Here is a 24,640-nt window from a genome sequence, read left to right on the forward strand (position 1 = left end):
GGCTCGACGATCAGGCCGAGGCGGTCCTGCGGACCGGTTCGGCATCCTCGTTCAGCTTGCTGAGAAGAGCTTCTTCCGACATCGGGCGCGCCAGAAGGAAACCCTGCACTTCCCGGCACTGGTCGCGGGTCAGCATGGCGAGCTGCTCGTTGGTCTCGACGCCCTCGGCGGTGACATCGAGACCGAGCGCCTTTCCGAGCCCCAGGATCGCCTGCACCACGGCCCGCCCGCCGCCATCCTCCATGTTGGAGATGAACCGGCGGTCGATCTTGATGACGTCGAAGGGGAAATCGCAGAGATAGCTCATGGACGAGTAGCCGGTGCCGAAATCGTCCATCGCGAGCTTCACGCCCAGCGACTTCAACTGGCCGATCATGTGCCGCGCCCGCTCCGCATCCTCCATCAGGACGCCTTCGGTGATCTCCAGTTCCAGCCGCGAGCCTTCCATGCCGGCTTCGGCCAGGGCCGAGGCCACCACGTCGCAGAAGCGGTCGTCCCTGAACTGGACGGGCGAGACGTTCACCGAAACGCCGATCCCGGACATCGGCGCGATGGTTCGGCAGGCGGTGCGCAAGATCCATTCGCCGAGCGGCCCGACAAGGCCGCTGCGCTCTGCCAGCGGAATGAACTCCGCCGGGCTGATGCGACCGCGTTCGGGATGCAGCCAGCGCACCAGCGCCTCGACGCTGCGAACGGTGCGGTTGTTGGTGTCGTAGCGCGGCTGGTATTCCAGAAAGAACTGGCCGAGCGCGATCGAGCGGCGCATCTCGTCGATCGTCCGCCGGTCGGCGGCGCTGCGCGCGTTGCGCTCGGCGGAATGGAAGCGGTATCGCGCACCGCCTTCTTCCTTGGCCCGCGACAGGGCGAGGTCGGCGCAGCGCAGAAGCTCGTCGGCTTCGCGTGCATCGTCCGGCGCAACGGCGATGCCAAGCGACGCGCTCAAGGCAAATTCCCGGTTCTTGAAGCGCACCGGCACCGCGATGGCGGCCAGCAACCGGTCGCAGAACGCTTCCGTCTCGTCGTTCTCCTGATCGGGGCCGGCGATCACGAATTCGCTGTTGCCGACGCGCGCGACGATCTGGTCGTCCTCGATGAAACGGCGCAGGCGATCGGCGATCTCGGCCAGAACGCCATCGGCTCCCTCGTGTCCGAGCGCCTCGCCGACGTCCGCGAACCGGTCGAGATCGAGGTAGAAAAGCGAAAAGCGCGCCGTGGAATGGTTCAGCGCCGAGCCGAGAAAGGACATCAGGCGGGCCCGGTTCGGCAGGCCCGTGACGGAATCGAGTTGCGCCTGGCGCTTGGCGTCCTCGAAGGCTTCGGCGAGCGCGACGTTCTTGGTCACGTCGGTCGCGAATTTCACGACCTTGAAGGGCTGGCCCTTCGGGTCGAGAATCGGGTTGTAGGTGGCCTGGAGCCAAACCCGGCGGCCGCTCTTGCCCACCCGCTCGATCATGCCGCTGTGAAACTCGCCGGCGCGCAGCTTGCGCCAAAGCTTGGCATAATCGTCGCTGCCCACCGCTTCGGGCGTCACCAGCATGCTGTGATGCTGGCCGCGCAACTCCTCGGCGTCGTAGCCGAGGGCGGCGAGAATGTTCTCGTTGGCCTCCAGGATCGTGCCGTCGAGCGACAGCGTGACGACCCCTTGCGACTTGCCGATCGCCTCGATCTGGCCCTGATAATCCGCGCGCCGAAGCTTTTCGTCGGTGATGTCGACGGCGTATTCCACGATCTTGAAGGGCCGCCCGTTCAGATCGAAAATCGGGTTGAAGGTCGCCTGGAGCCAGACCTCGCGGCCGTTCTTGCCGATCTGCAGGAATTCGCCGGCCTGATGGCGTCCTTCCCCGAGCTCGCGCCAGAAGGCGGCGGAGGTCTGCGTATCCCGGTCGCCGGGATGCTGGAACATGCGGTGGTGACGCCCGAGCACCTCGACATAGCGATAGCCCATCATGTCGAGGAAGTTGTCGTTGGCGTCGAGGACCTTGCCGTCCAGCCCGAATGACACCACGGCCTGCGATTTGTGGATGGCCGCGATCTGTCCCTGGTGGTCGGCGTGCTGCCGCTTCTCGTGCGTCAGGACGCTGGCATATTTCACCACCCGCATGGGGCGGCCGTTCATGTCGAAGATCGGGTTGTAGCTCGCTTGAAGCCAGATTTCCCGGCCGTTCTTGCCGATCCGCTTGTATTCCCCGGCATGGTGGCGTCCGAGATTCAGATCGCGCCAGAAGCCGGCATATTCGATGCTGTGGGCATGCGAGGGCTCCACGAACATGCGGTGATGCCGGCCGCAGATCTCCGCCATGGAATAGCCGACGGCGTCGAGAAAGATGTCGTTGGCTTCCAGGATCGCGCCATTCAGATCGAAGGTGATCACGGCATGGGACTTGTGGATCGCCGCGATCTGCCATTCGTATTCGGCCTGCCGCAGCTTCTGCGCCGTGACGTCGAGAGCGTATTTGACGATCTTCACCAGCCGGCCGGACGGGTCGAAGATCGGATTGTAGGTGGCCTGAAGCCACACCTCCATTTCGCCCTTGGCCAGGCGCTTGTATTCGCCGGCCTGATGGCATCCTTGCGAAAGGCGGCCCCAGAAATCCGCATAGGCTTCGCTGTCGCCGATGGCGGGCTCGACGAGCATCCGGTGATGACACCCGACGATCTCATTGAGGCGGTAGCCCACGATGTCGAGGAAGCGGTCGTTGGCGTCGAGGATGGTGCCGTCCAGCGCGAACTGAACCACGGCCTGCGACTTGTGGATCGCCTCGATCTGGCTGCGATCGTCCGCGGTCCGGCGCTGCTGCGACGAAACGTCCGACACGATGGCGACGTTTTCCTTCAAGCGCCCGGCGGCGTCGCGGATCGGCGTGCGGTGGAAGCGGACCCAGATTTCCGATCCGTCCTTGCGCAGGCGCCGCGACAGGCTCGTGCCATCCTCGTCGTCTTCGTCGCCGCCATAGGCAGCGGCGGTCTCGTCGGGCGGAGCAAACAGGGATATGTTCTGGCCGATCACCTCGTCCAGTTCGTAGCCGAACAGGCGCAGGAAGCGGTTGTTGGCCCGCACGATCCGGCCGGCATGGTCGAAGACCACGGTGGCGAAGCTGCGGTTCAGCGCTTGCAGTTCGGAAAGGAGAAGGCCGGCCTCGGCTGATTCTGTCGACACGGAGAAGGCATCTGATTGGTTTCTCCCAACTTGTAGACAGAAAGAATTGACCCTGGATGAATCGGTGTGGAACCGATTGCGTCCGGCAGCGTTCGGCGCGGTTTCGTACCTTCGGTCTAGGACGGCTCGGCGTCGAAGGTGGCGTAGGTTCTGGTGTCGTCGGCTTCCACCAGCCGCACGTCGTAGCCCCAAAGCTCGGCCAGATGTTGCAGCACGCGCTTGGCGTCGCCCGGCTCCAGCCTGACGCCGTCCACCACGTGATGCCGCAGGAGAAGACGCCGGTCGCCTTCCAGGTCGACGTCGACGATCTGGATGTCGGGGTCCTGGCGCGACACGTCGAAATGCCGGGCCAGCGAGCGACGCAGTTCGCGATAACCGCGCTCGTCGTGGATGGCGTCCACCAAGAGATGCTCCGACAGGCCGTCGTCGCGAATGCGGAACAAGCGGTGCTTGCGGATGAGGCGGGGGCTGAGGAACTGCGCCACGAAGCTTTCGTCGCGATAGTTCGCCCAGGCCTCACGCAGGACACGCATGGGGTCGCCCGAGCCCGCGATGTCGGGAAGAAAGCGCCGGTCCTCCTCGTCGGGATGGAGGCAGATGCGCTCGATGTCCTCCATCATGGAGAAGCCGAGGGCGTAGGGGTTGATGCCGCCATAGCGCCCGTCGTCGAAATCGGGCTGCGTGACGACGTTGGTATGGGAATGGAGGAACTCCATGAACGCGCCGTCGGTGATGGCGCCGGTCTCGTGGAGGCGCGTCATGATACGGTGGTGGACGAAGGTGGCGCAGCCCTCGTTCATCACCTTGGTCTGACGCTGCGGATAGAAATATTGCGAGATGAGGCGCACGATGCGGATTACCTCGCGCTGCCAGGGGGCGAGGCGCGGCGCGGTCTTTTCCAGGAAATAAAGGATGTTCTCTTCCGGCAGGCCGAGGATCGCGCGCCGCCGTTCCTCGTCGCGCGAATGCGCCTTCACCTTCGCCGCGCCCGCCGGCACGGTGCGCCACAGGTCGTTGAACAGCCGCTCGCCATGTTCGCGCCGCTCGCGTTCGCGCTTTTCCTCCGTGCGAAGATCGGTCGCGTGCTTGGCCGGCGAGCGGTGGACGCCGTGGTTCATCAAGGCATGGGCGGCGTCCAGCACGCGCTCCACCGCTTCCACCCCGTAGCGCTCCTCGCAAGCAGCCACATAGGACTTGGCGAAGGCGAGATAATCGTGGATCGCCCCGGCATCGGTCCATTGCCGGAAGGCGTAGTTGTTCTTGAAGAAGTGGTTGTGCCCGAAGCCGGCATGGGCCAGCACCAGGGTCTGCATGAGGGCCGTGTTCTCTTCCATCACGTAGACGATGCACGGATCGGAATTGATGACGATCTCGTAGGCGAGGCTCTGCCAGCCCTTGCGGTAAAGGGTCTCGTCGCGCACGAAGCGCTTGCCGAAGCTCCAATGCCGGTAGAACAGCGGCATGCCCGTCGAGGCATAGGCGTCGAGCATCTGCTCGGCGGTGATGACCTCGATGCGGTTCGGGTAGATGTCGAGGCCGAGTTCCTCGAAGGCGACCCGCTCCACCCCGCCATAGATCCGGCCGAGCGTGGTGAAGTCCCATTCCGCGCCCGTGAAGAGAAGGCCTGAGGCTGGACTTTTCGGGATGGCGCTCATGCGGAAACCCGCTTGTCCGTTCGCCGCGCGAAGAGTTCGCGAAACACCGGATAGATGTCGCGCGGCTCGCCGACTTTCCGCATGGCCATCGGCACGTCTCCTCCGAGCAGGCCCTCGTAGGCGCGCCAAAGCCCGCTTTCGTGGTTGGAGCGGAAGGGCCGGTCCTCGTCGCCCCGCCCGACCTGAAGATAGGCGTAGTATTGCGCCAGCGGCAGGATCGCGGAGCGCAGGAACTCGACCGACACGGCGTTGTCGCTCGCCATGTTGTCGCCGTCGGAGGCCTGCGCGGCGTAGATGTTCCATTGGGCGGGGGGAAAGCGCACGGACACGATCCGCTCCATTTCACGCAGCGCCGTGGAAACCACGGTGCCGCCGCTTTCTCTGCTACGGAAGAAGGTTTCCTCGTCCACCTCCTGCGCCTCGTGGGTGTGGCGGATGAAAACGACGGCGACGCGCTTGTAACGCGTTTCGAGGAACAGATAGAGAAGGCTGAAGAAGCGCTTGGCGAGATCCTTCATGTGCTCGTCCATGGAGCCCGACACGTCCATCAGGCAGAACATCACGGCCTGGGCGGAGGGCTCGGGAACCGTGTTGAGCCGGCGGTAGCGAAGGTCCACGGGGTCGATGAAGGGCACCGTCCTCATGCGCTTCAGGAGGCCTTCCAGCTCGGTCTTCAAGGCGGCGAGGCGCTCCGGGTCACTGTGGGAGCGCTCCAGCCCCTCGATCTCGCCCTGGAGACGCCGGATTTCCCCGGCATCGGGCCGGCCGAGGGCGATGCGTCGCGACAGGCTGCGGCGCAGGGTGCGCGACACCGACAGGGCGGCCGGCGAGCCGGTGGTGCGGAAGCCCGCGACGACGCGCTTTTCCTTGTCCTCGCCAAGCACCTGGCGCTTGGCCATGTCGGGCAGTTCGAGGTCTTCCAGAAAGAACTGGAGGAACTCGTCGCGCGTCAGCACAAAGGAGAACTGGTCCTCGCCGGACCCGTCCTCGGCGCCTTCCGCGCCCTTGCCCCCGCCGTTCTTCGGCCGCTTGATGCGGTCGCCGGCGACATAGCTCTTGTTGCCGGGCAGCACGTAGTCGCGTTTTCCCCCTTCGCTGCCAGAGCGAAACACCGGCTCGTGCACGCTGCCGGCCGGAATCGACACCGCGCCGCCTTCGCCGACGTCGCGGATGGCGCGGGACTTGACCGCGTCCCGCACCGCCTGGCGCAGGACGCCCCGCGCGCGGCGGATGAAGCGCTGGCGGTTGACCAGGGACTTGCCGCTCGTATCGCGGCGACGGTCGATGATGTGCATGGGGCCCTCGAACTCAACCGGCCTGCCGAACGCGCATGTACCATTCCACCAGCCGCCGGACCTGGCGCTGGGTGAAGCCGCGCCGCATCATCCGGTCCACGAACTCGCCGTGCTTCTTTTCCGAGTCCGAGTCCTTCTTGGAGCCGAAGGAGATCACCGGCAGAAGGTCCTCGACCTGGCTGAACATGCGCCGCTCGACCACTTCCCGGATCTTCTCGTAGCTCGTCCAGGAAGGGTTCTGGCCGCCGTTCGTCGCGCGGTAGCGCAGGCAGAACTTCACGATCTCGTTGCGGAAGTCCTTCGGATTGGCGATGCCGGCCGGCTTTTCGATCTTGGAGAGTTCCCCGTTCAACAATTCGCGGTTGAGAAGCTGTCCCGTATCCGGGTCCTTGAAGTCCTGATCCTCGATCCAGGCATCCGCATAGGAAACGTAGCGGTCGAAGAGGTTCTGCCCGTAGTCGTGATAGGATTCGAGATAGGCCTTCTGGATCTCGTTGCCGATGAATTCGGCATAGCGGGGGGCGAGGTCTCCCTTGATGAATTCGAGATAGCTGGCTTCCACGTCGTCCGGGAACTGTTCCCGCCGGATCGCCTGTTCCAAGACGTACATGAGATGCACCGGATCTGCGGCGACCTCTTCCGTGTCGTGGTTGAAGGCGGCCGACAGGGCCTTGAAGGAAAAGCGCGTGGAGATGCCGTCCATGCCCTCGTCGACGCCCGCCGCGTTGCGATATTCCTGCATGGTGCGGGCTCTGGGATCGACCTCCTTCAGGTTCTCGCCGTTGTAAACGCGCATCTTGGCGTTGAGCGACGAGTTCTCGTGCGCCTTCAAACGCGACAGGACGGCGAAGCGCGCCAGCATCTCCAGGGTTTCGGGCGCGCAAGGGGCGGCGGACAGCTCTGAATTTCTGACGAGCTTCTCGTAGATATGCGTTTCCTCGTCGACCCGAAGGCAATAGGGCACCTTGATGACGTAGATGCGGTCGATGAAGGCTTCGTTGTTCTTGTTGTTCTTGAACGAGCGCCATTCAGCCTCGTTGGAATGGGCCATGATCATGCCGGTGAAGGGGATCGCGCCGATATTTTCCGAGCCGACATAGGAGCCTTCCTGCGTCGCCGTCAGAAGCGGATGCAGCATCTTGATCGGCGCCTTGAACATCTCCACGAATTCGAGGACGCCCTGGTTCGCGCGGTTGAGGCCGCCCGAATAGGAATAAGCGTCGGGATCGTTCTGGGCGTGCATTTCCAGCCGCCGGATATCGACCTTGCCGACAAGCGAGGAGATGTCTTGGTTGTTCTCGTCGCCGGGCTCGGTTTTCGCCACCGCGATCTGGCGAAGGCGCGAGGGGACGAGCTTGGCCACCTTGAAGCGCTTGATGTCGCCACCGAACTCGTCCAGCCGCTTGACGCACCAGGGGCTCATCAGGCCGGTGATGCGCCGGCGCGGGATGCCGTATTCCTCTTCGAGGATCGGCCCCATCGTGTCGGGGTCGAACAGGCCGAGCGGGCTCTCGAAAATGGGGGACAGTTCGTCGCCGGCCTTCAGGACATAGATCGGCTGTTCCTCGATCAGGAGCTTGATGCGCTCGGCGAGCGAGGACTTGCCGCCCCCCACGGGGCCGAGGAGGTAGAGGATCTGCTTCCGCTCCTCCAAACCCTGCGCGGCCTGGCGCAGAAAGGCGACGATGCGCTCCACCGTTTCCTCCATGCCGTAGAACTCGGCGAAGGCGGGATAGGTGCGGATCGTGCGGTTCATGAAGATGCGGCCGAGCCGGGCGTCCTTGGACGTGTCCACGAGTTGCGGTTCGCCGATCGCCGCGAGCAGTCGCTCGTGCGGGCCGGCATACATCAGGGGGTCGCTTCGGCAGGCTTCCAGGTATTCGGGCAAGCTCAGCACCGTTTGGCGCCGTGCCTCGTAGGCTTCGGAATAGGACTCGAACAATAGGCTCGACATGCTGCCTCCGTTCCAACGCGAGAGCGCGTTCAACGACCGGTCCAACATCGGTGATCGGATCAGACCGTCGGTCTCCACGCAATCGACTTCCGGGGAAATTTTGATTGCGACCCTTCATCATGAAGATTGACCCGGAAGCGCTCCGGCGCAAGCCGGGCAGGGCGATCGAAGGGCTCGGAGCTTCAAACTAAGTTGATGCTCGGGCGTCGATTGGTCCGCTTCCCCCCGGAAAGCCGGCCTTGTCGCGACACAATGATCCAGCGGGTGGAGATATCCGCCGGCCGCCTAATCTTTAGCCGGGTCATGATGGAAAATGTGAACCCGATGCCGACCGGTCTGCCGCGTTTCGACCGCCCGACGCTGTTCTGCCTCCACGCGCTGGGATCGAGCGCCCGCGCCTTCGAGCCGGTCGCCGGATTTATTCGTGAGAAGTTCGACATCGTCGCGATCGATCTTCCCGGCTTCGGCGATGCGCCGGCGGGCAAGGGCGTCACCGTGGAAGCGATGGCCGACCATGTGTCGAGCGTGGTGGCGGCGCGTGGGCCCGCGCGCTGGCTCCTTCTCGGCCACAGCATGGGGGGCAAGATAGCGACCATCGTCGCGGCCCGCGCGATGAAAGGCGAGCCCGGCCTGTTCGGTCTGGCCGGCGTCGTGCTTCTCGCCGGCTCGCCGCCGTCGCCCGAGCCCATGGACGAGGCGCGGAGGCAGAGCATGCTGGCCTGGACGGAGCGGGGCGGCCTCGACGATGCGGCGGCGCGCGAGTTCATCCAAGGCAATACCGGCTCGGCCTTGCCGCCCGATCTCGACGCGCTGGCAAGGGCCGATCTGAAGCGCACGACCCGCGAGGCTTGGCGCGCCTGGCTGGAGCGCGGCAGCCGCGAGGACTGGCGCGAGGCGGTCGGCACTCTCGACGTTCCGGCCCTGATCCTGGCCGGTGGCGAGGACGGCGACGATCTCGGGGAAAAAGGCCAGCGGCGCGAGAACGGTCCGATTTATCCGCGCGCGAAAGTTCTGGTGCTGGAAGGGGCGGGCCACCTTCTGCCGCTGGAACGCCCCCTCGAAGTGGCTGAGGCGATCTCGGCATTCTGGCGCGATGCGGCGGGGCTCGGACCGGTGCCGCCGGTGGATTTCGCGCGCATGATCGCGTCCGACCGCGTGAGTCGCCGAACGCGCGCCATCCTCGCCGCCCGCGCCGTTCCCGACGATCCGAACTACCTGCCAAAGGCGCTGAATGGTGCTCAACTCGAAACGCTTCGCGCGGTGACGGACCGTGTGGTGCCGCAGGAAGCCCCACGGATCGACCTCGCGGCCCGCGTCGACGCGCAACTCGCGGCGGATAGGGGCGATGGCTGGCGCATCGCGACCATGCCGCCGGATGCGGAGGCCTATCGCGCGGCCCTCGACGTGCTCGAAGGCTTCGGCGGGCGGTGCGAGGCGGAACAGGACGCGCTTCTCCAAGACATCGCGGCGGAGCGCTTTGACGTCTCGTGGGGGACCTTGTCGCCCGCGCAGATGGCCGTCTGGTTCGAGGACGCGCGCACCGATCTCGTGCGGCAATGGCTCGCCCACCCCGCCACCATGGCGCGGATCGGCTTCGACGGGTTCGCCAATGGCGGCGACGGGGCGCGCAAGCAGGGCTTCGAGCGGCTGGCGGCGGGTGAGCGCGAAGCCTGGGAACCGGCGATGGAACTCGCACGATGAAGGCCTCCGCCATGCGTCGCTACGGTGAGAACGAGTGCGTCGACGCTGTTGTCGTCGGAACCGGGGCAGGAGGCGCGCCGCTTCTGGCCGCGCTTGCCGCCAAGGGCCTTCGCGTCGTGGCGCTGGAGGCCGGCGCCCATTTCCGGCCGAGCGACCACACCGCCGACGAGATGGAAGGCTCCGACATCAATTGGATGGAGGAGCGCCTGACCGGCGGGGAAACCCCGACCGCCTTCGGCGCCAACAATAGCGGCATGGGGGTCGGCGGCTCGACGCTGCATTGGGGGGCTTTCACGCCGAGGCCCGACCGCCGCGACCTGAAGCTCCATAGCCTCACGGGCGTCGGCGAGGACTGGCCGATCGAGCACGCCGAACTGATTTCCTATATCGAGCGGGTGGAGCGTTTTCTGGGCGTTTCCGGTCCGGCGGACTATCCGTGGGACCCCGGCCGCCGCTATCCCCTGCCGCCGGCCAAACGCAACGCCTCGGCCGACATGATGATGCGCGGCTGCGAGGCGCTCGGCATCCGCGCGACCGACGCCCCGGCCGCGATCGTTTCGCGCGACTGGCCGCAGGAAGGGGGCGAAACGCGTCAGGCCTGTGTCAATTGCGGCTCCTGCCATCAGGGGTGCCGCAATTCCTCCAAGGCCTCGATGGACACGACCTATCTGCCGCTCGCCGTGATGCACGGGGCAGAAATCCGCGCGGAAGCGCGGGTCCACGGCATCGAGCGCGACGCCGGAGGCCGTGTCACCGCCGTTCTCTACATCCAGGACGGCCGCGAGCACCGGCAGCCTTGCGCCAACCTCTTTCTTTGCGCGGGCGGCGTCGAAACCCCGCGCCTTCTTCTTCATTGCGGGCTCGCCAACGAGAACGGGCAGGTCGGGCGCAACTTCATGGCCCATGGCGCGACGCAGGTCTGGGGCCGCTTCGACGCCGAGATGCGGGGCTATCGCGGTTATCCGTCCTCGCTTCTGACCGAGGACATGGTGCGCCCGCCCGATGCCGATTTCGCCGGCGGCTACCTGATCCAGAGCCTCGGTGTCATGCCCCTGACGCTCGCCACGACAATGGCGCGCGGCGGCGGGCTGTGGGGGCGGCGGCTCGTGGAGGCGATGGACAACTACCGCTTCATGGCCGGCGTCGGCATCAACACCGAATGCCTGCCGAACGAGAACAACCGTTTGGAGCTTTCGGCCGAGCGCGACGAGATCGGCATGGCCAAGGCTCAGGTGAGCTTCACCATGGGCGAGAACGAGACGGCGATCGACGCCCACGCCACGCGCGTCATGAAGGCGATCGTCGGGGCGGCCGGCGGAAAGGACGCGATCGTCCTCGCCCGCAGCGCCCATACGATCGGCACCTGCCGGATGGGCACGGACCCCGACCGCGCCGTGGTGGACTCGGACGGGCGCAGCTTCACTGTCCCAAACCTTTTCATCTGCGACAACTCGGTCTTCCCGAGCGCGCTGGCCGCCAATCCCGCGCTCACCATCATGGCCCTGTCGCTGCGAACCGCCGACCGCTTTCTCAGCCCCCACGGTTGACTTCGCTGTGCTCCCCGTTTCAACCCCGACGGGGATTTCGAGCGGGGAGGGAGGCTCTATGATGGAGCGAGGAAGCGCGGTCGCGGTCGATGCGCACCAGCATTTCTGGATGCCGGCGCGAGGCGATTACGGCTGGTTGAACGATGAAGTCGCGCCGCTGGTGCGCGACTTCATGCCGAAAGATCTCGCCCCGATCCTTCAGCGCAACGGCATCGGGCGCACCGTTCTCGTCCAGGCGGCGGAAACGGAAGGGGAAACGGAGTTCCTTCTCGGCATCGCCGAAAGAACGGATTTCGTCGCGGGCGTCGTCGGCTGGCTCGACATGGAAGGCGAGCAATTTCCCGAGCGACTGGCCAAGTCCCGGGAGAACCCCTGGTTCGTCGGGCTTCGGCCAATGCTCCAAAGCCTTCCCGAGGATTACATCCTGCGCCCGCGCGTCTTGGAGAACCTTCGCCGCGTCGCGGAAACGGGGCTTGCCTTCGACATCCTCACCTTCCCGCGCCATCTGCCTTTCGTCCTGAAGGCGCTCGAAAAGGTCCCGGAGCTTCGCGCGGTTCTCGACCATCTCTCGAAGCCCGACATCGCGGCCGGAACACTCGATCCGTGGCGCGAGCATATCGCGGCGCTGGCGCGGTTCCCGAACCTTTCCTGCAAGGTTTCCGGCATGGTGACGGAAGCGGGGCCCGGCTGGACGCGCGAGACTTTGCGTCCTTATGTCGACCACGTCGCCGCGTGCTTCGGCGAGGAGCGCCTGATCTTCGGCAGCGACTGGCCGGTGGCGACGCTTGCCGCCTCCTATGACGATGTCGTTGAGGCGGCGCGGGAGCTTCTCGGCCGGCATTTCGGGCCGGGCGGCATGGAAAAGGTCTTCGGCGGCAACGCGGCGCGCTTCTACCGCCTCGCCTCGTGACGACCGGGCGGCGGGCACCATCCTCACCGAACCGGGCACCGGCCGCCGTTCGGTGAGGATCGCTTGCAAGCCCCGGAATCTCGGCGCATCTTCCTCCATTGCCGATGATTTCGCGGAATGTGGCGATGGGCGAAGGTGGCCTCGACATCCCGGCCGGACGGCGTCTCGACGAGGGCGAGATGGCGGTTCTCGTGCGGGATCTCGATTGGGGCTCGACGCCTCTCGGGCCTCCCTCGCAATGGCCGCAACCCTTGCGTTCGGTGGTGGATCTCTGCCTCGCCTCCGATTGTCCGATGCTGGTGCTCTGGGGGCCGGGTCTCGTCCAGATCTATAACGATGCCTACCGAAACATCATCGGGATGAAGCATCCCGCCGCTCTCGGCCAGAAGAACCGCGACTGCTGGCCGGAAGCGTGGAATTTCAGCGCCGCGATCTACGAGCGCGTCCGGCAGGGCCGCAGCGTGACGCTGGAGGACCGGTGCTTCGCCCTTGCGCGAAACGGCTTTCCCGAGAAGGCTTGGTTCACGCTCTACTACAGCCCGTTGAGAAACGAGGCGGGCGTCGTGGACGGCGTGCTCGTCACCGTTTTCGAGACAACCGCACGCGTCCTCGCCGAGCGCGCCAGAAGCGAAACGGAAGAGCGGCTTCGGCAAAGCCGCATGCGCCAATCCCTGCTGCTTTCGCTCAGCGATGCGCTTCGCACCCTCGCCGACCCCCTGGCCATCCAGGAAGCCTCCGCCCGGCTTCTCGGCGAAAGCCTCGGCGTCGGGCGCGTGTTCTATTTCGACGTTCTGGAAGGCGAGGGCGGCGAGCGATACCTCGTGGAGCACAACTTCCTGTCGCCTGGAATGGCGAAGGAGTTGATCGGGACGTTTCCCGCGCATGGGCCCGATCACTTCCTGACCGTGGAGGGTCGGGAAGGGCGCGTCCTGATCATGACCGATGTCGCGAACGAGGCGAAGTTGAGCGGGGAAGAGCGCGCACTCTTCGCCGAATTCGACATCGGCGCGCTTGTTTCCGTGCCTCTCGTCAAGAACGGCAAGTGGGTGGCGTCCATCGTCCTGCATCATCCCGTGCCGCGCGACTGGACCGACGCGGAAGTGGCGCTGGCGCAGGAAGTGGCCGAGCGCACCTTGCCGGCCCTGGAGCGCGCCCGCACGCAATCGGCCCTGCGCGAAAGCGAGGAACGATTCCGCTCCTTCGCCGAACATTCCACCAACGTCCTCTGGATCGTGGACGCGCAAACGCGGCGGCTCGATTATCTGAGCCCCGCCTTCGACAGGATGTGGGGCGAGGGGCGGGAATCGGTGCTCTCCGATCTTTCGCGATGGGGCGACCTCGTCCATCCCGACGACCTCGATCAGGCCAGAACCGCCCTGCCGCGCGCTCTGGCCGGCGAAAGCGTGCAGATGATCTATCGGATCGTGCGTCCCTCCGATGGTTCCGTGCGCTGGATGCAGGATACCGGCTTTCCCATCCGCGACCGCGCGGGCGTCATCCGGCGGGTGGGCGGGGTTTGCCAGGACATCACCCAGCGCGTCGAGATGGAGGATACGCTGCGCAGCAGTCGGCGGCGGATGCAGGCTCTCGTCAACGGCATTCCCCAGCTTCTTTGGCGCGCTTCCGAGAAGGGGCAATGGACCTGGGCGAGCCCGCAATGGTGCGCTTATACCGGGCAGACGCTGCACGAGGCACAGGGCCTCGGCTGGCTCGACGCTCTCCATCCCGACGACCGGGAGAGCGCCCGAAACGACTGGAACTCGGTCGACGGCAGAAAAGCGCTCGACATGGAAACGCGCCTTTTCGGCACGGGCGAAGGACGCTATCGCTGGTTCCAAACGCGCGCCCTGCCGGTGCGCGACGAGGAAACCGGCGTCGTTCTGGAATGGCTCGGCACCTCCACCGACGTGCAGGACCTCCACGAGCTTCAGGAGCGCCAGCAGGTGCTGGTCGCCGAACTCCAGCATCGGACGCGCAACCTCATCGGCGTCGTGCGCTCCATGGCCGACAAGACCATGGCCGCCGCCGTGGGGCCGAAGGACTTTCTCGACCGGTATCACGAGCGTTTGGCGGCATTGTCGAGGGTGAACGGGCTCTTGTCTCGCCTCGAAGGCGGGGAGCGCATCGCCTTCGACGAACTTCTTCGCACCGAGCTTTCCGCCCATGGCGTCGATCTCGCACAAGCCGACGGGCGGGTGGTTCTCGATGGGCCGGGCGGCGTGGCGCTGCGCTCGGCGACCGTCCAGACCTTCGCTCTCGCCCTCCACGAACTCGCCACCAATTCGGTGAAATACGGCGCCTTGCGCGCCCCGGCCGGCCGTCTTCGCGTGGCCTGGGGCGTCGATGAAGGCGACGGCGGTCGACGGTTGAAGGTCGAATGGCTGGAAAACGGGGTTTCCGGAACGCCGGCCTCCACCTCCATGCCGGAAAGCTCGGGCTACGGCCGCGAACTCATCGAGAAAGCGCTGCCCTATCAACTCAAGGCGAAAACGAGCTTCGAGCTGAAAGCCGATGGCGTGCGCTGCACGATCGACCTTCCGTTGAAGTGACGGGGCGCCTCAGGCGGCGGCCGGCTGGCGAAAGAAGTCGAGGATCTCGCGATTGATCCGCTCGGGCTGTTCCAGATGCAGCCAATGGCTGGCGCCTTCCACCACCACGAGTCGACCGTCGTCGCACAGCGCCAAGCCCGCTTCCGCCACATGGCGTTCCAGGAAACTGTCCTCGCCCGCCCAAAGAACCAGGGTCGGCGGTGAAAGGCGGGCCGCTTCGCCGAGCGGCGAGCGCTCGCGAAGCGCGCGGTAATAGTTCAGCATCGCGGTCAGGGAGCCGGGATGCGCCCAGGCCTCGGCATAGCGGTCGAGAGCGCCCAGCTCGAACGTGTCGTCATGGCCGCTGCCTTCCATCATCTTGCGGAGCCCCGCGAAATCGAAGCTGCCGAGCGAGGCCTCCGGCACGAAAGGAAGCTGGAAGAAGGCGACATAGGTGCTGCGCAGCGCCTGCGTCGGGTGCTTCAGCGCCTGACGCGACCAGATGTCTGGATGGGGCCCATCCATCACCACGACCTTTTCCAGGCGCTCGGCATGGCGCGCGGCGGTCCACCAGGAGATCACCGCGCCCCAATCGTGCCCGACGAGATGGAACTTCGCCACGCCATAGGTGTCGGCAAGGGTCACGACATCGGCGGCGAGGGTATCGAGATGATAGGCCGAAACGCCGGTCGGCTTGTCGCTGGTGTTGTAGCCGCGCATATCCGGCACCACGACATGGAAGCCCGCCTCCGCCAGCGGCGTGATCTGCTTGCGCCAAGCCCACCAGAATTCGGGAAAGCCGTGAACGAGGACAAGAAGCGGGTCGTCGGGATTGCCGGCCTCGACCACGTGGAGATCGACGCCGTTCACGTGGCGTCTGGTTTGCCGCCACCCGGGCTGCATGAGCTGATCGTCTGTCATGGATGGGCAATCGTGCGGGCGTGAGGCCGTTCCCCGGTTTCCTCCCGATTTTCTTGCGCCAGCCCCGAAACGGAGCAGCGGTGCGGGCGGTTTCAAGCACGGGCAACGGGCGCGCGATGGAACGGGCCGGGCGCCTGCCGGGTTCGAAGCCTGACACGCGCGGCTGCAGGTCGCGCCCTTTGCAATTTCGACCGAAATGGATGCTTCCATGGCCCGAACCGTTGGCGATTTCATCGTGGAGCGCTTGTCCGCCTGGGGCGTGAAACGGATCTTCGGTTATCCCGGAGACGGCATTAACGGCGTGTTCGGCGCCATGGGGCGCTCGCCCGGCACGATCGATTTCATCCAGGCGCGGCACGAGGAGATGGCCGCCTTCATGGCCTCTGCCTATGCCAAGTTCACCGGCGAGCTCGGCGTCTGCATCGCCACTTCCGGCCCCGGCGCTTCGCATCTCCTCACCGGCCTTTACGACGCGCGGCTCGACCACCAGCCGGTTCTCGCCCTCGTCGGCCAACAGGCACGAACCGCCGTCGGGGCGCATTACCAGCAGGAACTCGACCTCCAGGCGATGTTCAAGGATGTCGCCGGTGCCTATGTCCAGACCGCCATGGCGCCCGCGCAGGTGCGCCACATGATCGATCGCGGCATCCGCACCGCGCTGGCGGAGCGGAAGGTCGCGGCGCTGATCTTCCCGAACGACCTTCAGGACCTTCCCTACGAGGAGCCGCCGCGCGCCCATGGCGCGGTGTTTTCCGGCATCGGCTACACGGCGCCGAAAGTCGTGCCCTTCGACCGCGACCTTCAGCGCGCGGCCGATGTCCTGAACGAGGGAAGCAAGGTCGCGATGCTGATCGGAGCCGGCGCGCTCGGCGCGGGCGAGGAAGTGAAGGCGGTGGCCGAGGCGCTTGGCGCAGGCGTCGCCAAGGCGCTTCTCGGCAAGGCCGCGCTGCCCGATCACTTGGCTTACGTCACCGGCTCCATCGGGCTTCTGGGGACGGAAGCGAGCTGGGACCTCATGCAAGGCTGCGACACGCTGCTGATGGTCGGCTCGGGCTTTCCTTATTCGGAATTCCTGCCGAAGGAGGGCGCGGCACGCGGCGTTCAGATCGACATCAAGGCCGACATGCTGTCCATCCGCTATCCGATGGAGGTGAACCTTCAGGGCGACGCCAAGGAAACGCTGAAAGCGCTGCTGCCGCTGTTGAAGCGGAAAGAGGATCGCTCCTGGCGCGAAAGCGTCGAGAAGAGCGTCGCCAAATCCTGGAAGACACTGGAAGACCGGGCGATGGCGAAAGCAAAACCCGTCAATCCGCAGCGCGTCACCTGGGAACTCTCGCCACGCCTGCCGGACAACGTCATCGTCACCTCCGATTCCGGCTCCTGCGCCAACTGGTTCGCGCGGGACCTGAAGATGCGCGAGGGCATGATGGCCTCGCTGTCGGGTGGTCTCGCGTCCATGGGCGCGGCGGTGCCCTATGCCATCGCGGCCAAGTTCGCCCATCCGGACCGCCCGGTGGTGGCGCTGGTCGGCGACGGCGCGATGCAGATGAACAACATGGCCGAACTCATCACGCTCGCCAAATACTGGGAGCGCTTCCCCAACAAGTGCTGGGTCACTTGCGTCTTCAACAACGAGGACCTGAACCAAGTGACCTGGGAGCAGCGGGTGATGGAGGGCGATCCGAAATTCGTCGCGTCCCAGGAAATCCCGAACTTCCCGTATTACAAGTTCGCCGAGCTGATCGGCTTCAAGGGCATCTACGTGGACGACCCGGAAAAGCTGGGCGCCGCCTGGGACGAGGCTCTGTCGGCGGGCCGCCCGGTGGTTCTGGAAGTGAAGACGGACCCGGAAGTCGCGCCCTTGCCGCCCCATATCGGCTTCGCCCAGGCCAAAGCCTTCGCCTCCACCCTTCTGAAGGGCGATCAGCGCGAGGGCAACATCATCACGGACACCGCGCGGCAGATGCTGGCTTCGGTTCTGCCGGGCGAGAAATAGGACGAAGGGCGCGGCGGTTCATCCCGCCGCGCCCCGTTCTCAACCGCCGAAGAACCGGCGGAAATGCCGGATCACCTTTTCCGGCTGTTCCTCCGGCACGAAATGGCCGCCGGGCAATCGCTCGCCTTCGACGTTTTCGCTCCAGGGTTTCCAGAGTGCCACCGCGTCCTTGCCCTTCAAGGAGCCGCTTTCGCCCCATAGAACCAGAAGCGGCGCGGCGATGCGTCGGCCGCGATCGGCTTCGTCCGAGTCGCGGTCCACCGTCCAGCCGGCGCGGTAGTCCTCGCACCAGCCATGAACGGTCGCGGGATCGTCGGCGGCGGCGACATAGTCGGCAAGGTTCTCCGCCGGGAACTCGAAGCCTTCGCCGCTTTGGTGAGCGAGAATATAGCGCACGAACCAGCCGGGATCGACGCCGATCAGCTTCTCGGGCAGCCCGCCCGGCTGCGCCAGCATCGGCCAATGCCACATCTTTACGGCTTCCTCAGGCCCCATCCCGGACCACACGTCGGCGGTCGGCACCACGTCGAGACAGGCGAGCCGCGTGACGGCATCGGGATGGTCGAGCGCCAGCCGGTAGGCGACGCGCGCGCCGCGATCGTGGCCGGCGACCGCGAAGCGTTCGAGCCCGAGTGCGCGCATCGCCCTGATCTGGTCGAGCGCCATCGCGCGCTTGGAGTAAGCCGCGTGCGTTCCGTCGCCAGAGGCCGGCTTGTCGGAGCGCCCATAGCCGCGCAGGTCCGGCACCACCAGGGTGAAACTTTCGAGGAGGGCCGGCGCGACGGCTGCCCAGCACATGCGCGTTTGCGGCCAGCCATGGAGCAGGAGGAGCGGGGGCCCCGAACCGCCGACAAGGGCGTCGATCTCCACGCCGTCGCCGGGCAGGCGATGGTGCTCGAAGCCAGGAATGATCCTGCTGCCGGTCACTTCTCGCCCCAGGTATTCAGGACGCGCTGCACGGCGGGCCGCTCGCGAACCAGTGCGTAATGGGCCTGGAGGTTCGCCGGCAGTTCGATATCCACCTGCGGCGCCCAGCGCTCGACATAGAAGAGCGTGGCGTCGGCGATGCCGAACTTGTCGCCCGCGGCATAGCTTCGCCCGTCGAGCTGGCGGTCGAGAATGGCGAAGCCTTCCTCCACCATTTTGCGACCCTGTTTCTTCACCGAACCGGTGCCGAGGCCGAGCGTCTGGTGGACGGGGTCCTGCGGCTCGAAACGCTCCGACAGGAAGATGCGGCCGAAGCCCTGGCCGTGGATGGTGCCGACGACGTAGTCCATGATCGCGGAAGCGCGCACGTCCTCGTCGGCATCGCGCGACACGAGGTGGCTTTCCGGGTTCACGATCGCCAGCCATTTGGCGATGGCGCCGAACTCCGTCAGCACCGAGCCGTCGTCGCGCACCAGCACCGGCACCTTGCCCTTGGGGTTGATGGCCAGAAATTCCGGGCTGTGCGTCTGCCCGCCCTGGACGTCGATCTTCTCGGTCTCGTAGGGCTTGCCGATCTCTTCCAGAAGGATGTGCGTGCCGATCGCACAGGTATGGGGTCCCCAATAAAGCTTCACGCGCCGTCTCCCTTCGGCCGCCGAGCTGCCGGCGGTCTTCTTCACCCCGAACGGCGGAAAGGACGGTTCGGCTGCATGAGGGCCCAAACACGGATGAACGGGCGTCAGTGCATCCCGGCGTCCGGGTCGATGCCCCGGCTGCGGTCGAGCTTGCGCATGATCGGTGTGACGGTGAGGCCGTGAAGAAGGATCGACAGGGCGATCACCAGTCCGATCACGGCCCAGAGCCGTTCGCCGCCTTCGCCCGGCAGCCGGTTGAGGCCATAGGCGAGGTAATAGATCGAGCCGACGCCCCGGATGCCGAAGAAGGATAAAGTGAGCTTCTCGCTCCAGTCGAGCTTCGACCCGATCATGCCGAGGATGCCGGACAAGGGGCGAACCAGAAGGAGGATGACGGCGACCGCGACGACGTCGATCCATTGCAGGGGTCCGAGGAGGCCGCTGACCAGCGCCCCGCCGAACAGAAGCAGAAGCACCATCATGGCGAGCCGCTCCACCTGTTCGGTGAGGTCGTGCATGTCGCGGTGGAACTCGTGGTCGCGATGCGACGCGCGCAAGCTGAGGGCCGTGACGAAAACGGCGAGGAAGCCGTAGCAGTGGATCATCTCGGTCAGGCCATAGGACACGAAGGTCGCCGCCACGGCGATCAGCCCGTCGCCGGTCTTCGACAGCTTGGTTTCCGCCGGAATGTGGAAGGTCAGCCAGCCGAACACGTAGCCGACGAGCCAGCCGCCGCCGACGCCCGCCGCGATCTCCCAGACGACGTTGTAGGTCAGCCATTTCACCAGCCACGGCTCGCCGGAGGTAGCGGAAAGGCCGAGCACGATGGCGAGATGCACGAAGGGAAAGGCGAAGCCGTCGTTGAGGCCCGCCTCGGAGGTCAGCGCGAAGCGAACCTCGTCCTTTTCGCCGCTTTTGGGCGGGCCGACCTGCACGTCGGCGGCCAGCACCGGATCGGTCGGCGCGAGCGCGGCGCCCAGCAGCAACGCCATGACCGGGGAAAGGCCGAGCATATAAACGCCGAGCGCGGTGATGGCCGCGATGGACAGCGGCATGGTGATGCCGAGGAGCCGCCACGTCGTCGCCCAGGTCGCCAAGCTGAATGGCCGGTCGATCTTCAGCCCCGCGCCCATCAGCGCGATGATGACGACGAATTCGGTGAAGCGCTCGGCGATCTCGGGATGATCGAGGGGAAGGGGCGCGACGCCTGTGATCGGCAGAAGAAAGATGCCGGCCCCGATCAGGACGCAGATGATCGGAAGCGACAAAGGCAGCCGGCGCAGGGCCAGCGGAAGCCAAGCCACGAGGGCGATCAGGAGCCCGAAGCCGGTGAGGGTGAGGATATAAGGGTCCGGCGACCATTCGGGCAAAGCTGGCATAAATGGCTAACGCCGCCCGAGTCTCCGTCGATCCTGCGCCATCTTGGCGCGATCCGTGGCCGGCAAGCCTTTCGGGCCGGCCACGAGATGCCTTCCTCGAACTGTCAGCTCTTCAGAAGCCATTCGTGCTCGGGCGCGTTGTGGAACTTCCACGTGCGCTTCGGGCCGGCCATGACGTTGAGGTAATAAAGGTCGTAGCCGTGGATGGCCGCGCAGGGGTGGTAGCCTTTCGGCACCAGCGTCACGTCGCCGTCCTCCACCGCCATCACCTCGTCCAGCTCGCGCACGCCCTTCTCGTCGGCGTCGGTGTAGACGCGCTGGAAGGCGAAGCCCTGAGCGGGGTTCAGGCGGTGGTAGTAGGTTTCCTCCAGGGAGGATTGCCTTGGCAGATCGTCCTCGTCGTGCCGGTGCGGCGGATAGCTCGACGTGTTGCCGCCGGGTGTGATGACCTCCACCACGAGGAGGCCGTCGGCTTCGGCGGTTTCGGGCAGGATGTTGGTGACGTGGCGGACGTTCGAGCCCTTGCCGCGCACTTCCTGGCCGTTGTCATCCTCGCCGATCACGCGTGCGGGGCGCGAGCCGGGCGTACCGGGCGCGGTGCAGACAGCAAGTTCCACATCCGTTTCGGCGACGGCGCGCCACTCGGTGCCGGCCGGCACGTAGACCGAGGAGGGCTTGCCGTCGAAGGGCGACATGCGCCGCCCGAGCGTGCCGAAGTCCTGATCCCCCGCCGAGATCGCGGCGCGGCCGGACACGAGAACGAGGCAGGCTTCGCGCCCTTCCTCGCCGCCATCGACGCTTTCGCCCGCCTTCAGCTTGTGAAGGGCGAAGCCGACATAGGTCCAGCCGGCGCTTTCAGGCGTGACGTCCACGACCTTGCCCGCGTCGCTCGCGGGTTTGACAAGAAGCTTCGACATGGCTGCTTTCCTTATGCGCGCTTCAAACCGGCTTCCTCGATGAAGCGGGTGAGGTTCTCATAGCCCATCTTCACATAGGTCTGAGGGTTCGCCTTTTCCGGGTCCTGCTCGGCCTCGATCACGATCCATCCGGAATAGTCCGGCAGTTCCTTCAGAACCGAGACGTAATCCACCGAACCGTCGCCCGGCACGGTATAAACGCCGGCCAGAACCGAGGTGAGGAAGCTCCAGTTCTCGCTGATCGCCTGTTTGGCGACGTCGGGACGGACATCCTTGACGTGGACGTGGACGATGCGGTCGCGGTAGCGCCGGGCCAGATCCACCGGATCGGCGCCGCCCCAGGTGGCGTGGCCGGTATCGAGGAGCAGCGTGAAGGCCGGGCCGGTGCCCGCCATCATCCGGTCGATCTCCTCACCCGTCTGCACCACCGTTCCCATGTGGTGATGGTAGGCGATCCGCAGTCCTTCCGCCTTCAAAAGCTCGGCGAAGCGGGTGAGGCGGGGCAGGAAGACCTGCCATTGCTCTTGCCTCAGAACGGGGCGCGCATTGAGCGAAGTGGATTCGTCGCCGTGGACGGTGTTCGTGCATTCGCAGACGATGAAGATGTCGGTGCCCGCGCCCTTCACGAGGGCGATGTGGTCGCGCGCGGCCTCGAACTCGGCTTCCGCGTCGCGGTCGAGAAGGAAGGTCGAATACCAGCCGCCGACGAAGTCCATGCCGTATTGCCCAAGTTTGGCTTTCAGCGCTCCCGGCTCTTTGGGAAACTTGTGGCCGAGTTCCATGCCCTCGATGCCGATGGCGCTCGCCTCCGACAGGCACTGTTCGAGGCTGATATGCCCGCCGATGTCCTGGCGGTCGTCGTTGGTCCAGCAGATCGGGTTCGCGCCGATGCGGATCATTTCCATTCCTCCCGATGGATCGTCGTGTTGTCTTGTCAGGCAGCCTTGGCCTGTTCGCGGGAGCCGCGCCAGGCCGAAACCAGGGTCCCGAAGCGCCGCGCCATGTCGTCCACGGCTTCCTTATCGCCGATCTCGCCGGCGAACCAGCGGCGCGCGGCGTCGCTGAAGATGGTGCGCCCGACCGCGAAGCCCTTCACCATCGGCACAGCCGCGACCGCCTGGAAGGCTTCCGCGAGTTCGGCTTCCGGCGCTTCGAGGCCCAGAAGCACGATGCCCCGGCAATAAGGATCGTGGGCCGCGATCACGCCCTGGATGCGCTCCCAGGCCGCCGCGCTCTTCTGCGGCTCGAGCTTCCACCAGTCCGGCTTGATGCCGAGATCGTAGATGCGCTCCACGATCGTCGCCACCGTGTCATCGGCGAGGGGCCCGTGCTTGCCGGCGATGATCTCCACCAGAAGCTCGCGGCCGGCGGTGCGGGCGGCGTCGTAGAGGCGAAGGAGTTCGCGTTCCTGCCGGGCCTTGAGGTCGGCCGAATCGTCCGGGTGATAGAAGCACAGGCACTTGATCACGTGGTCGAGCGGCCATTGCGTCAGATGGCTGCCGAGATCGGCCATCTGGTCGAAGTCGAGCGGACGCGAGCCGGGCTTTTCCACCGGACGCCCGATCCAGAACCCGTGGGCGGACGCCTTGAACAAGGCGCGGCGGCCGTAGGTCCCGTCGAGAAGGACGCCGAAGCCGGGCTCGCCGCCGGCAACTGCCGCCGCCGCTTCCACGGCGAGGACCTTGAAGTCCTCGATCCGGTCGCGCGACACGCCCGCGGCGTCGGCGATCTCCTCGATCTGCATGCGATGGTCGCAGGCGAGCGCCATCAGCCGCTCCGGGCCGGGACGGCGGGTGGTCGCCCAATGGATGTGGTTCAGGTCCTCGTCCTGGCGCAGGCGTCGCTTGACCTCGCTCTTGGCCAGAAAGGCGTCGAGTTCGGCGATTGTCGGATATTCGGGCGAGCAAAGAAGGCGCGACACGGCAAACGCGCCGCAGGCATTCGCCATGGTGGCGCATTCGGCGGGCGACTTGCCGCGCAGCCAGCCGGCCAGCAGCCCGGACATGAAGGCGTCGCCCGCGCCCAGAACGTTGAAGACCTCGATCGGGAAGCCTCGACCCGCGATGCCGTCGTCCAGCGAGGAGATCGGACCCTCGAAGATGATGCAGCCCATGGCGCCGCGCTTCAGAACCAGCGTCGCGGACGACACTGCGCGGATCGCCTTCAAGGCTTCCAGCGGATCGTCGACGCCGCCTGCGATCATCATTTCTTCTTCCGTGCCGACCACGAGGTCGCAATCGGGAAGAACGGCCTGGAGTTTCTTCGACACGGCGTCGGAGGCGACATAGCGCTCGAAGCCCGCCGCATGACCGGCAAGGCCCCAGAGATTGGGCCGGTAATCCACATCGAACACGACCTTGCCGCCGTTGGCCTTGGCGATCCGGATCGCCTTCAATTGGGCGGCCTCGGTGTTGGGCTTGGAGAAATGCGTGCCGGTGACGACGATCGACGCCGCCGAAGCGATCAGTTCCTCCGACACGTCCTCTTCGCAGAGCGCCATGTCGGCGCAGTCCGTGCGATAAAAGATCATGGGGGACACGCCCTCGTCCTCGACGGCGAGGAGCACGAGCGCCGTCAGGCGTTCGGGGTCGGTGGTGACGCCCTTCGTTTCCACGCCTTCGCGGGCGAGCTGCTCGCGCACGAAGCCGCCCATCTGCTCGGGGCCGACGCGCGTCAGGAGCGCCGATTTCAACCCGAGCCGGGCGGTGCCGATGGCGATGTTGGCCGGGCAGCCGCCGACCGACTTGGCGAAGGAGGCGATATCCTCCAGCCGCGAGCCGATCTGCTGGCCATAGAGATCGACCGAACAGCGACCGATCGTAACGACGTCGAGTGGCTTGGCCATGTCTCCTCTCCCCGGCTGCGCGCCCCGCTTCTCGAGGGATTGTCGAGCCGTTTTCTCGCGGTGCCGGCCATTTTGCCGGAAAATTTCGGATGCGACGTTTATTCCATGAAGCACACGGTCCAATCTTGGTCAATATGGAAGCAGAGTTCCATTAGCGGCGAAGGCCGGGCCAGAGTTTGGGTGCTTACACATGCTGCGTTGCAACAGGCGAAACAATGCTTGACACTTTTCCGAGGCGTGGAATACATATTTCCAAATTCGAATAAAACGGCA

16 protein-coding genes are annotated in these 24,640 nt (G+C 65.6%); 5 read left to right on the forward strand and 11 right to left on the reverse strand.

Going from position 1 to position 24,640, the window contains the following annotated elements; all coding sequences use genetic code 11:
• Positions 1-10: 10 nt before the first annotated feature.
• The 4 genes from F9929_RS01360 to F9929_RS01375 form a co-directional block, all read right to left on the reverse strand.
• Positions 11-3,157, reverse strand: a complete 3,147-nt coding sequence (locus F9929_RS01360) for a sensor domain-containing protein (protein WP_193227566.1) — start codon at positions 3,155-3,157, stop codon at positions 11-13.
• Between the two features lie 116 nt (positions 3,158-3,273).
• Complete coding sequence (locus tag F9929_RS01365) at positions 3,274-4,812, reverse strand: SpoVR family protein (RefSeq protein ID WP_152044729.1); 1,539 nt, start codon at positions 4,810-4,812, stop codon at positions 3,274-3,276.
• Positions 4,809-6,107, reverse strand: coding sequence for a YeaH/YhbH family protein (locus F9929_RS01370; protein ID WP_152044730.1), 1,299 nt, complete (start codon positions 6,105-6,107; stop codon positions 4,809-4,811). Before F9929_RS01370 ends, F9929_RS01365 begins: the two co-directional genes overlap by 4 nt.
• A 13-nt stretch (positions 6,108-6,120) precedes the next feature.
• Positions 6,121-8,061, reverse strand: coding sequence for a PrkA family serine protein kinase (locus tag F9929_RS01375; RefSeq protein WP_152044731.1), 1,941 nt, complete (start codon positions 8,059-8,061; stop codon positions 6,121-6,123).
• 324 nt (positions 8,062-8,385) lie between these two features.
• On the opposite strand from F9929_RS01375, the gene F9929_RS01380 reads away from it, so the two are divergent.
• From F9929_RS01380 to F9929_RS01395, 4 genes are all read left to right on the forward strand, one after another.
• Positions 8,386-9,762 (forward strand): alpha/beta hydrolase, encoded by a 1,377-nt coding sequence (locus F9929_RS01380; protein WP_210251290.1) that lies wholly within the window; start codon positions 8,386-8,388, stop codon positions 9,760-9,762.
• On the forward strand, positions 9,759-11,309 hold the full coding sequence (locus F9929_RS01385; protein ID WP_210251291.1) for a GMC family oxidoreductase: 1,551 nt from the start codon (positions 9,759-9,761) through the stop codon (positions 11,307-11,309). The genes F9929_RS01380 and F9929_RS01385 overlap by 4 nt, the downstream gene beginning before the upstream one ends.
• Before the next feature lie 61 nt (positions 11,310-11,370).
• Positions 11,371-12,219, forward strand: a complete 849-nt coding sequence (locus tag F9929_RS01390) for an amidohydrolase family protein (protein WP_193227567.1) — start codon at positions 11,371-11,373, stop codon at positions 12,217-12,219.
• Between the two features lie 125 nt (positions 12,220-12,344).
• Positions 12,345-14,768 (forward strand): PAS domain S-box protein, encoded by a 2,424-nt coding sequence (locus F9929_RS01395; RefSeq protein WP_193227568.1) that lies wholly within the window; start codon positions 12,345-12,347, stop codon positions 14,766-14,768.
• A 9-nt stretch (positions 14,769-14,777) separates the two neighbouring features.
• On the opposite strand, the gene F9929_RS01400 is transcribed toward F9929_RS01395, so the two are convergent.
• Positions 14,778-15,668, reverse strand: coding sequence for an alpha/beta fold hydrolase (locus tag F9929_RS01400; RefSeq protein ID WP_152044734.1), 891 nt, complete (start codon positions 15,666-15,668; stop codon positions 14,778-14,780).
• Between the two features lie 208 nt (positions 15,669-15,876).
• On the opposite strand from F9929_RS01400, the gene F9929_RS01405 reads away from it, so the two are divergent.
• The gene (locus tag F9929_RS01405; RefSeq protein WP_152044735.1) at positions 15,877-17,664 is read left to right on the forward strand and encodes a thiamine pyrophosphate-requiring protein; all 1,788 of its coding nucleotides are present in this window, start codon (positions 15,877-15,879) and stop codon (positions 17,662-17,664) included.
• Positions 17,665-17,703: 39 nt separating this feature from the next.
• Here the strand turns inward: F9929_RS01405 and F9929_RS01410 are convergent, their stop codons facing one another.
• The 6 genes from F9929_RS01410 to F9929_RS01435 form a co-directional block, all read right to left on the reverse strand.
• Positions 17,704-18,591 (reverse strand): alpha/beta fold hydrolase, encoded by an 888-nt coding sequence (locus tag F9929_RS01410; RefSeq protein WP_152044736.1) that lies wholly within the window; start codon positions 18,589-18,591, stop codon positions 17,704-17,706.
• Positions 18,588-19,226 (reverse strand): glutathione S-transferase family protein, encoded by a 639-nt coding sequence (locus F9929_RS01415; protein ID WP_152044737.1) that lies wholly within the window; start codon positions 19,224-19,226, stop codon positions 18,588-18,590. Before F9929_RS01415 ends, F9929_RS01410 begins: the two co-directional genes overlap by 4 nt.
• A gap of 104 nt (positions 19,227-19,330) precedes the next feature.
• Complete coding sequence (locus F9929_RS01420) at positions 19,331-20,605, reverse strand: cation:proton antiporter (RefSeq protein WP_152044738.1); 1,275 nt, start codon at positions 20,603-20,605, stop codon at positions 19,331-19,333.
• Between the two features lie 104 nt (positions 20,606-20,709).
• Positions 20,710-21,522, reverse strand: coding sequence for a 5-deoxy-glucuronate isomerase (gene iolB, locus F9929_RS01425; protein WP_152044739.1), 813 nt, complete (start codon positions 21,520-21,522; stop codon positions 20,710-20,712).
• Between the two features lie 11 nt (positions 21,523-21,533).
• Positions 21,534-22,421 (reverse strand): myo-inosose-2 dehydratase, encoded by an 888-nt coding sequence (iolE, locus tag F9929_RS01430; RefSeq protein WP_152044740.1) that lies wholly within the window; start codon positions 22,419-22,421, stop codon positions 21,534-21,536.
• Between the two features lie 35 nt (positions 22,422-22,456).
• Positions 22,457-24,367 carry a bifunctional 5-dehydro-2-deoxygluconokinase/5-dehydro-2-deoxyphosphogluconate aldolase gene (locus F9929_RS01435; protein ID WP_152044741.1) on the reverse strand — a complete coding sequence of 637 codons (1,911 nt, stop codon included), beginning with the start codon at positions 24,365-24,367 and terminating at the stop codon, positions 22,457-22,459.
• Between the last annotated feature and the right edge of the window lie 273 nt (positions 24,368-24,640).

The sequence above is a fragment of the Aureimonas psammosilenae genome, assembly GCF_009176975.1.
In the GTDB taxonomy this organism is placed as follows: domain Bacteria; phylum Pseudomonadota; class Alphaproteobacteria; order Rhizobiales; family Rhizobiaceae; genus Plantimonas; species Plantimonas psammosilenae.